This is a genomic window from Bacillota bacterium (genome assembly GCA_040754675.1).
Classification (GTDB): Bacteria; Bacillota; Limnochordia; order Limnochordales; family Geochordaceae; genus Geochorda.
On record JBFMCJ010000116.1, the window covers coordinates 1 to 9,733 of the forward strand.

Here is a 9,733-nt window from a genome sequence, read left to right on the forward strand (position 1 = left end):
TGCCCGCCGGCGGCGAAGCCCTCCGCCGGTCCAAGCGCGGCGGCCCAAGTTGCTCAAGTGCCCGCCGCAGCGCATCCAGCGCGAGAATCCGAAACGTGGTGAGCTTCCCGCCGGCCACCGTGATGATGCCCTCGGCCCAGATGGCGTGCTCCCGGGATTCCCGGGAAGGGTCTTTGCGCCCCGTCCCCACAACGCCCCTCACGCCGGAAAAGGTGGCCAGCACGTCCTTCTCCGAGAGGCCCAACGAGGGAAACAGGTAGTTGGCGGCCGTGAGCAGGTAGTCGAGTTCGGCCGGGGTGATGGCCGGCTCGGCGGCCAGCTCACCCTCGTAATCCAGGTCGGTGGTGCCGACCAGCGTCACGCCGTCCCAGGGCAGCACGTAAAGCGGGCGCCCATCGACCGGGTGGAACAGATTGATTCCCTGCGAGACCGGAAGCCTCCACGCCGGAAAGACCAGGTGGCTACCTCGCAGGAGGCGGAGCCGGGGCGCCCGCCCGAGCCAGGCCCGGACCTCATCCGCCCAGATGCCGGCCGCGTTGACAACCACCCGGGCTTTCACCTCGGCGGTCCGGCCGGTCAGCAGGTCCCGCACCGCAACGCCTTCCACCCGGCCCGAATGGGTTCGGCGAAGCTCGTGGACCCGAGCGTAGTTGAGGGCCAGGGCGCCGCGCCGTTCAGCCTCACGGATGACCCGCAGCACCAGCCGGGCGTCGTCCGTGACGGCGTCCCGGTACCACAGCCCGCCCTTGAGGTCCCGGATGCGCACGTGGGGAAAGATCCCCTGAAGCTCCGGCGGCGAACACCTGCGGTGGCCCCACCGCATGGCCATCACGTCGTAGATGACGAGCCCGAGCCGGAGCAGCCTCCCCGAAACCGGCGCCCCCCGGAAGTCGGGGAAGACGATGCCAAGGGGCAACACCAGGCCCGGGGCCTCACGCAACAACCGCTCGCGCTCCCGCACGCTCTGCCAGGTGAGGCGCACCTGCCCGTGCCGAAGGTAACGCAGGCCGCCATGGACAAGCTTGCCCGAACGGCTGGAGGTGCCCCAGGCAAAATCCCGCTGCTCGAGCAGGACGGCCCGATACCCCATGCGGGCCGCCTCCAGCAGAACACCGGCCCCCGTGATGCCCCCGCCTATCACGACCAGGTCCCACGGCTGGTCCAGCATCTGCCACAGCCGGTAACGCGCTTCGGCGGCGCGGTCGCGGGCGGTCAGCTGTTCCACCATCGGGCCGGCCTCCAGACTTCAGACCAGCTTGCCGGGGTTCATGATGCCGGCGGGGTCGAGCGAGCGGCACAGCGAAGCGATGAGCGTAAGCCCCAGGGCTCCTTTCTCCGCCTGCAGGTACGGGCGGTGGTCAAGGCCCACGCCGTGCTGGTGGCTGATGGTGCCACCGGTGGCCACGATGGCGCGGCTGGCGGCAGACTTGAGCAACTGCCAGCGGTGCAGCGACTCCTGCGGGTCGGGGGAAAGCCGGAAGAGGAAGGTCGTGTACAGGTTCGAGCCGGTCAGGTAAGGATGCGACAGGTGGCTGAAGACGAACACCCGCTCGCCGTATTGCTCCAGCGCACGCCGGAGAGCCTGTTCGACGGCTCCGATAAGCGACGGCATGCGGCTCCAGGAGGCGGCCGTCTCAAGGGTGTCCACCCCGTAGCCAAGCTCCCAGAGGGTGTTGCGCAGGTACGGGGTGCGGAAGCGCTGCTTGATCCATTCGTGCCCGAAACGGCGGCCCACCGGCACGCCGTAGTAGCGGCGGGCGATGGCAAGCGCCTCGCGCACGGCGAAGCGGACGTGCGCCCGCGGGCCTGAGGCGCCGAGGACGAGCATGCACTTGCCCGGTCCGGCCCCACGCATCGCCACCAGCCCCTCCAGCAGGCTGACAAACACCTCGTTTCCGGCGAGGGACAGGTTGGTGACCGTTTCATCGGGGGTGCTGAGCCGAAGCATGCTGAGCGGAACGCGCGCGTTCATGATCTCCCGAACGGCGGCCACCCCCTGATCCAGCGCCGGGAAGAAGACGCCGTAGAAGGTCTCGGCCTCTGGAATCCGCCGCACCCGCACCGTGGCCTCCGTCAGGATCCCCGCGCGCCCCTCCGACCCCAGAATCAAGGCCCTCAGGTCAGGTCCTGCCGCCGAAGCCGGGAAAGGCGGCACAAGCAGCGTGCCTGCAGGCGCCTCCAGGCGGCCGCCCGTGAAGAGTTCCTCCATGCTCCCGTAGCCCAGGGCCTGGTGCCCCTTGGAACGGGTCGCCACCCAGCCGCCAAGTGTCGAGTATTCGAAGGATTGGGGGTAATGCCCCAGGGTGAACCCGCGCGCCCTCAGGAACGCCTCCAGATGCGGACCCTTGACGCCGGCGCCGAACGTGGCGAGGTTGCTGGCCTCGTCCAGGTGAATGAAGCCGCTCATGCGCTCCATGTCCACGCAGAGGACCGGGGCGCCCTCCGCCTCGACGCGCAGGTGGCCCACTACGCTGGTTCCGCCGCCGTAAGGGATGACCCAGGCGCCGGCCTCCGCGGCGTACCGGAGAAGTTCGCGGATCTCCTCGTTCGTGGAGGGAAAGGCGACCCCGTCGGGTACAGCGGGGATGTTGCCGCTTCGGGCCGCCACCCAGTCCGGGAAGCTCTGGCCTAAGGCGTGGCGGACGCGCTGCTCGGGGTCGGTGGCGACGAGGGGGTGCGGCGGAAGGCGGGTGGGGGGGACACGGCGCACGACCTCTTCGAGGGCGGCGTCCCGGGGTGCAGTCCCCGGCCCCAGCTTGTCCTGCAGGAAGCGGCGCGCCCCCTGACCCAAGGGGTACGCAACGGCGGTGTCGCCCCACCCGTTCCACCTTCGCATGGCGCTCCCCGGTTTTTGGAGTTCTCGCCCTCATTATAGAGAACGGCGTCACAATCAACAAACCGGCTCGGCTGCGGCGTCCGGCCTGGCACCCGCCTCCCCGCCTCTCAGTGGGCGGCCGAAGCCTCAGGGGCTGCCTCCGGGCGGGCTTCGCGTTCGAGCCGCTCCCGGATGAAAGGCGGGAGCGAGAAGGCCGCCCGGTGCAGTTCGGGCGAGTAATGGCGCGTCTTGAGGCGCGCTGCCCGGGCCGCTTGGGGAATGCGCAGGTCCGGCCCCAGCGACGCTCCGGTGAACGTCCACGGCCCGATGGAGTAGGTCGGGACGCTGGCCAGGTAGAGGTGAACGTGCCCGAAGACCCGGGCAAGCGTCCGACCGACGCGACCCCACAAATGAGGCTGAAACCACATGGAACCCGACTGAGTTACGAACACGCCGCCTGGCCGCAGCCGCCGCCGAACCGCCTCGTAGAAGGGTTCGCCGAACAGCACCTCGGCAGGACCCACCGGGTCGGGCGCGTCGGCCAGGATGACGTCGTACGGCGGGCCGGGTTGGCCGACGAAACGGGCACCGTCCTGGAAGCGGATGCGAAGGCGCGGGTCCCGGAGGACCTGCCGCGCCCACGAAAAGTGCTCGGCCGACACCTCCACCACCCGCTGGTCGAGTTCCACCAGGTCGATCTCGGTCACCTCGGCGTGACGCGCCACCTCGAAGGCGGCACCCAGATCCCCACCGCCGATGATGAGGACGCGCCGGGGAGCCGGGTGGGCACACAGCGGCACGTGCACCAGCATCTCGTGGTAGATGAAGGCGTCGCGCTCCGTAACCTGGATGGCGTCGTCCAGGATCAAGGCCCGGCCCATGGCATCGAGCTCAGCGACCACGATCTCCTGGTACGCCGAGCGCTCCTGGTGGAGAACCTGCCGCACCCGGAAGCGCATGTGGACGGTGTCGTCCTCCCGTTCGATGAACCACAGATCCACCGGCGTCACCCCCTCGGAAGGAACGCGGCGATGCTCCCCTTGGCACCGTCCCCAAGGCTATGTTATAATGCGCGACGGCTTGGGTGCCCCCATCGTCTAGCGGCCCAGGATACATGGTTCTCAGCCATGAGACCCCGGTTCGAATCCGGGTGGGGGTACCACGTTCTAAGTTTTTACCTTCGGCCCTTCTGTGCCCTGCCTTTCGACCTGGTGGCATCAAGCTGTTCCTGCGAGCCACCTCGCCGCTGCCACGGGACATGGGACCGCGCTGTGTGGAAGGATAGCAACACCGCCTCCGTGCCTGAGAACCCGGACACGCGCGTGCACGTCAGGGAGGGGAGGGGCCGGGTTCGACCTTCTCGCCGCCCGGGCGTATGCTCGGCTCTCGGTGGAGCTCGCTACCGCTGGAAGACCAATGGGTGCCCACGACCTGCTCGTCGCGGCCACCGCTTTAGCCCATGGATATGCCGTTGTCACCGAAAACCCCGGGCATTTCCACACCGTGCCAGGCCTGGTGGTACGGACGCCACTGTGGTAAGCAGTGCGGGGGCAGGCCTGGCGCTGGCCCGGGGCTTTCGTGCTGCAGGGCCAACGCCCGTGCGCCAGGTCGGCCTGGTATAGAAGGAGCCCGGCGGGCGCCTGTGGAACCGCTTTTTTGCTCGTCCGTGCCGGATGAACGAGCCCGCTGGCGCCGATCACCCTGGAACGCCGGGGGCGAGGGTCCGTGGCTACCAGCACCCGAGGTTCAGAGCCAGAACTCCTGACGGCCGCCGAGCGCGTCCGGACCGAAACCGCCCTGCTAATCGCCGCTCTTTCGCGCAAAAAGCCGTTCACCGTTGCGGAGGCGTTTCGGGGCCGCCCGCAGGGGGAGCGCCTGGCGGCAGAGGCGGTGGCGGCGGACCTCGTGGGCCGGGGCCTGCTGAGAAGCCATCCGCCCCCGTCGCGGCGCGGCAGGGCGCGCTACGAGCTTACAGATGAGGGCCGGAGAATCGCACAAGAGCGCCTGGCCGAGGAGAAGCCCGGCCGCAAGGCACAGGCCCGGGCCCGCAAAGGTGCAGCAGCTGTCCTGGAGCAGCGGGTGGAAGTCCTTGAGGGCCGGCTGGCGCAATGGATCACGCGGCTGGAGGCGCTCGAACGGCGCCTTGGCGCTCTGGAGCGGGCCTACGAGGTGAATCGGGACGCATCCAGGTCCGAATCGCCGCCCATTCCGGCGCATGCCGAGCCGCCGGTCCCCGATATGACCCGGTTCAAGGATTGGCTCTTCACCGCGCTCGACGAGCTGGACCGCCGCAACCGCCGGTTGGGGCTCGTACCCGTTCCCCAGGTGCGGCAGGCACTGGCCGGAAGGGTCGGGCGGCGGGACTTCGACCGGCTCGTGCTGCAGCTCGCGGCGCAGCGGGAGATCGTGCTGGTGGCACACGACCGTCCCGCCGTGCTGTCCCCGGCCGACCGGGATGGGTCGCTCCAGGATCCGTTATCCGGTCAGCTCTACCACTGGATCCGGTGGGGAATGTAGGGTATGGACGCGGTGTCTTCCCTCGACTACCGGATTCTCACGGGCCCTGACCCCTTCGAGTTTGACAGCGTCAACTCGCCATGGGAGCCCCTCAATGAGCTCGATGTCCAGGCCATCCACGCGGACGCATCCTCCCAGATCCTTGAGCTAATCGAGAAGGTGCGCCAGGACCGCCGCACCCGGTCCGCTCTGCTGCTTGGCCAGCCCGGTTCCGGTAAAACGCACCTTCTGGGGCGGATCAAGGCCCGGCTTCGCCAGCCAGCCCTGTTCGTCTACGTGACGCCCTTCGCAGACCCCGGCGCCGTACACCGGCACGTGCTCCGCCAGATTGTCGCGAGCCTCGACTACCCGCTGGGCCTGGCGGGGCCAGGCGGCGACGGTTCCACACAGCTTACCGCGGTGCTGGAGGCCATCGGCCGGCTCGACAGGGACCGCCTGTTCCGGCGCTATCCGGGCATCGACCCGGATGTGATCGAGGGACTCAGCCGGCTTCATGACGGCTCGCTGTGGAGGCTTGCGCGCAGCTGGCTTTCGGGGTCCGACCTGGACAGACCCGATCTGGACCGGCTCGGGGTCACCCACACTCTGTTCGGCGAGGAAGAGGCGCGCCACGCCATCATCTCGCTGGCTCATTTGCTCGCCGAATGGGGCCCGGTGGTACTGGCCTTCGACCAGGTGGAGTCTTTGGCCGGCGCCGCGGCGGAGCCGGGGTTCGTGATACTGGGGCGGAGCCTCGCGCAACTCCACGACGAAGCTCCCAACCTCCTGCTCGTCATCAGTTGCCTCGAATCCGTCTACTTCCAGCACGCGTCCCAGTGGCCACAGTCCACCATTGACCGGCTCGCCCGCCACCGCATCCCGCTCAAGCCGCTCTCCCCGGCGGAGATGCAGCAGCTTTGCCACGTGCGGATGCTGAGCCTCTATCAGGGGGAGCGCCCGCCCTGGCCCGGTTACCCGTTCACCCCCGAGTTCTTCGAGAGTGTCGCCGGCTTGAGCAAGCAGGCGGGGCCGCGGTTGGTCCTCCAGCACTGCAGGCAGGCGCTGCAGGAGATGCGCCGCGCCGGCCGGGCGGAGCTCATCAAGGCCGCTCATCCGTTGGAGCAAAAGGGGGTCGACCGGACCCAACTGGCGCGCGCCGACGTCCGGCGTGCCCTGCAAAGCCGCGTCAGCCGGTACCTCGCGTCCCCTCCGGCCACGCCCCCCGACGGGGCGGAACTCGCCCGAACGCTGCGCCTGCTCCTGGAGACCTACCAGCGGGCGGGGCGAGTGCTGGGTGGTTTCACCGTTCACGGCGTGACGTCCGAGCCGGGCCCCGTCCAGGGGCGGCCTGCGCTGTTCACCGCCGAACTGGAGCGAGACGGCCGCCCCGCCCGCGTTGGCGTGGCGGTCGTGGACACGGAAAACGGCCGCAGTTTCGCCGCTCAGATGGAGGCCCTCCTCCGGCGCGTCCGGGAGGGCCGCTGGCACCGGGCCATCGTGCTGCGGGACCACCGGCTCGAGGTGCCGCCGACCTGGAAGCGCGGCCTCGACCACCTCCGGGACCTCACCTCGGGTCTGGGCGCCTTTGTGGCGTGCGACACCGAGTCGCTGGCTTACTTCGAGGCCATCCGGTCGCTTCTCGCCGATGCCAGCTCGGGGGATGTGGTGTCGCTGGGGACTGCTCTGGCACCCGACGAGGTGCTCGCCCACCTGGTGGACGAGGACGGCCCGGGCCGCATCACGGCTGTTGACCAGATGCTGGAAGCGCTCCGCCGGCTCATGGAGAGCGCCGCCGGCGCAACGGTTGCTGCCGTTCCCGGCGATCCCGCTTCGCCCGTAACCCGTATGCTGCGCGAAGTGCTGAAGGAACGTCGCGTGATGGCCGCAGCGCAGGCCGCCGAGGTTCTTCGGACCCGGGGCTTCTCGGTGGATGCGGCGGGTGTGGAGTCCGCGGCGCGCTCCGATCCCGACCGGATACGCGTCTATCCCACTCTGGACGGAGGGAGGGTGCTCGTCTGGCGCGTCCGTCCGGCCGCGCGGGAGGCACCGCCGCCCGCACTTTGACGCTCTCGGTCAGCCAGGCGGTCGCGGCACTCGGCTGCCCCCGCTACTTCGTCCTGTCGCGCCGCGCCCGGGTTCGCGGTTCCCCGCGGGGGACGCCTCCCCGCTCCTTCCCGCTGGGCCGGACGCTGCACCAGATGGTGGCCGGGTTCGCCGCCTCCTTGCGTGACGCGCCTGCGTCCCTGGCGTCGGCGTTCGAGGAGGGCCCGGAAGCGTTCGAGGCGGTATGCCTGGATGCCGCGGTGGTTCGGTGGTATGAACCGTGGCTCGACGAGTACGCTTCGCATGCCACCCAACAGGATGCCGTTGGGCTGTGGGAGATGCTGGCCGCCGCCGTCCGCTTCGTGGGTCAAGCGCTTCAGGCTCACCGCCACGCGGGCACCCAGCGTGGGCTGGCCGAGTGCGTCCGCGCCGGCCTGATCGCCTCGGAGGTCCCCCTGGAGAGGGTGGTGCGGCCCGGCGCCGGCTTGCAGCTGAAAGTGACGGGGGCCGCCGACCTGCTGGTGCGGGACGCGAGGGGCCGGCAGTTGGTGGTGGACTTCAAGACGTACCCGCCGCCGGACGAACCTCTTGACCTGTTCCAGGTGGCGCTGTACCAGTGGCTTCTCGAGGGCCGGGGGATTGCGGCAGAGCCTGTGCTGGTCTACCTTTCCCCCTCCCTCGTGGAACGCCGCTTCGATGGTGCAGCGGTGGCGCAGACGCTTCAGGAAAAGCTCCATCCGTTTCTTGCGGAACTGAGCCGGTGGGCCAGGTGGCGCTCGCCGTCGCCGCCTCCGCCCCCGACCCGCCTGCCGGGCCTGTGCGAGCGCTGTCCTTACCACCCGCCCTGCCCGGACGTGTTTGCGGTGGATGCGGGAGGGGCGAGGGCCCGACCCTCGGCGCTGGCCCCGACCGGCCCCGGCGAGGCGGCGGCCAGCGGCAGCCCGGCCCCGGCTGTGAGCGGCGAATGGACAGGCTCTTGTGAGCTGCCCGTGGATCGGGCCGCCCTCGAGCGGGTTCTGGGCGAGTTCCGGTGCAGTGTGAGCGTCACGGGCGTTCAGAGCGGGCCTTCTGTCGTCAGGTACCTGCTGGAGCCCAGGTCCGAGACCACCATCCGGCGCATCAGGTTGCACGCGGAGGACCTCAAGGTGCGTCTTGGCCTCCCCGTTGAGCCGATGGTGAACGCCGAACCGAACGCCATCGCCGTGGACGTGGCCAGGCCCAGGCCGATCGCCGTGCCCCTGGGACGTCTCCTGTCAAAGGTCGAACCCGACCCGCATCCAGGCCGGCTGCGGCTACCGCTTGGCGTCGGAATCGGCAGCTGTGTTCGGATGCTCGACCTGGGCGATCCCGCCACGGTGCACCTCCTAGTGGCCGGCGGCACAGGAAGCGGCAAGAGCACCCTGCTCCTGGCCCTGGTGGCCGCGCTGGCGGCCCGGTACTCGCCCGGCGAGGTCCAATTCGTCCTCATCGACCCCAAACAGGTGACGTTCGGCACCCTGCAGGATTCCCCTTACCTGTTCTACCCGCCCGTGACCGAGCCGGATCAGGTGCTCGGGACCCTGGAGGGGGTCATCGAGGAGATGAACGGGAGGTACCGGCGCCTGCACGACGCCGGCGTTCAGAGCCGCGAGGAGTGGCTTGGCTCCGCCCGGCGCGCCTCGCCGGACGTGATGCCGCACCTCGTCTGCATTGTCGACGAGTTCGCCGACCTGGTTTCGGGATCCAGACGCGACCGCGAAACGTTCGAGAAGGCCGTGGGCGAGATCGCCCGCAAGGGTCGTGCTGCCGCCATCCACCTGATCCTGGCCACGCAGCGTCCCGACAGCACGGTCATCTCCGGACAGATCAAGAACAACTTCACGGCTCGTGTGGCGCTCAAAGTGGGCGACCGCAAGAGTTCCGAGGTGGTGCTGGATGCGCCGGGTGCCCAGACGCTGACGGCGCCCGGCGATATGCTGGCACGCCTCGAAACTCCTGCCCTGGTGAGGCTCCAGGCACCGTACGTGAACCTCGCGCAGGTACGCCAGCTGCTAAAGCCAAGCCCGTCCCGTTAACCGACCGTGCCTATCAGGCCGGCCGTAAGGGCAGCCACCAGCCCTCCGGCCAGGCCCGCCGCCGCGTTGACCCCGTCGTTGTCCAGCCATGCAAGCCCGCCCTCATGCACGATTGGCCCCGGGCAGCGGGACCGGTGGCGCCGCGGCACCTCCACGTAGGTGCCACAGCTCTCGCACCGATAGCGAGCCTGCAGGGTGGCCCCGAGCAGGCTATCGAGGAACAGCCCAACGACTGCGCCACGAAGGGCGCCCGCCGCGACCGCTCCTGGCCCCAGCACCGCCCGTGCGGCGGCCGCCATCACCGCCGCGCCGGCCCCCCCCCCGC

7 protein-coding genes and 1 tRNA gene are annotated in these 9,733 nt (G+C 69.6%); 4 read left to right on the forward strand and 4 right to left on the reverse strand.

The window, feature by feature from the left end; genetic code table 11:
* The 3 genes from AB1609_08625 to speE all read right to left on the reverse strand — a co-directional run.
* The coding region (locus AB1609_08625) for a glycerol-3-phosphate dehydrogenase/oxidase (GenBank protein MEW6046533.1) at positions 1-1,228 on the reverse strand (1,228 nt) is incomplete at its 3' end.
* Between the two features lie 18 nt (positions 1,229-1,246).
* Positions 1,247-2,836: an FAD-binding oxidoreductase gene (locus tag AB1609_08630; protein MEW6046534.1), complete on the reverse strand. Its 1,590-nt coding sequence runs from the start codon at positions 2,834-2,836 to the stop codon at positions 1,247-1,249.
* Positions 2,837-2,943: 107 nt separating this feature from the next.
* Entirely contained in the window at positions 2,944-3,816 is an 873-nt protein-coding gene (speE, locus tag AB1609_08635) for a polyamine aminopropyltransferase (GenBank protein ID MEW6046535.1), read from the reverse strand.
* A gap of 85 nt (positions 3,817-3,901) precedes the next feature.
* Here speE and AB1609_08640 point away from each other — a divergent pair.
* The 4 genes from AB1609_08640 to AB1609_08655 all read left to right on the forward strand — a co-directional run bounded on the left by AB1609_08640 (position 3,902) and on the right by AB1609_08655 (position 9,408).
* Positions 3,902-3,977 (forward strand) — tRNA-Glu (locus tag AB1609_08640).
* Between the two features lie 563 nt (positions 3,978-4,540).
* Positions 4,541-5,332, forward strand: a complete 792-nt coding sequence (locus tag AB1609_08645; GenBank protein ID MEW6046536.1) for a hypothetical protein — start codon at positions 4,541-4,543, stop codon at positions 5,330-5,332.
* A 3-nt stretch (positions 5,333-5,335) separates the two neighbouring features.
* Positions 5,336-7,375, forward strand: coding sequence for an AAA family ATPase (locus AB1609_08650; protein ID MEW6046537.1), 2,040 nt, complete (start codon positions 5,336-5,338; stop codon positions 7,373-7,375).
* Positions 7,372-9,408 carry a DNA translocase FtsK gene (locus AB1609_08655; protein MEW6046538.1) on the forward strand — a complete coding sequence of 679 codons (2,037 nt, stop codon included), beginning with the start codon at positions 7,372-7,374 and terminating at the stop codon, positions 9,406-9,408. Before AB1609_08650 ends, AB1609_08655 begins: the two co-directional genes overlap by 4 nt.
* On the opposite strand, the gene AB1609_08660 is transcribed toward AB1609_08655, so the two are convergent.
* Positions 9,405-9,733, reverse strand: a 329-nt coding sequence (locus AB1609_08660) for a DUF92 domain-containing protein (GenBank protein MEW6046539.1), incomplete at its 5' end; no start/stop codon positions are given. The genes AB1609_08655 and AB1609_08660 overlap by 4 nt on opposite strands.

What these genes read in the sequence shown, in the direction of transcription:
- AB1609_08650 (MEW6046537.1), top strand. Translation starts at nt 5,336, where the DNA reads ATGGACGCGGTGTCTTCCCTCGACTACCGGATTCTCACGGGCCCTGAC.
- AB1609_08630 (MEW6046534.1), bottom strand. Translation starts at nt 2,836, where the DNA reads ATGCGAAGGTGGAACGGGTGGGGCGACACCGCCGTTGCGTACCCCTTG.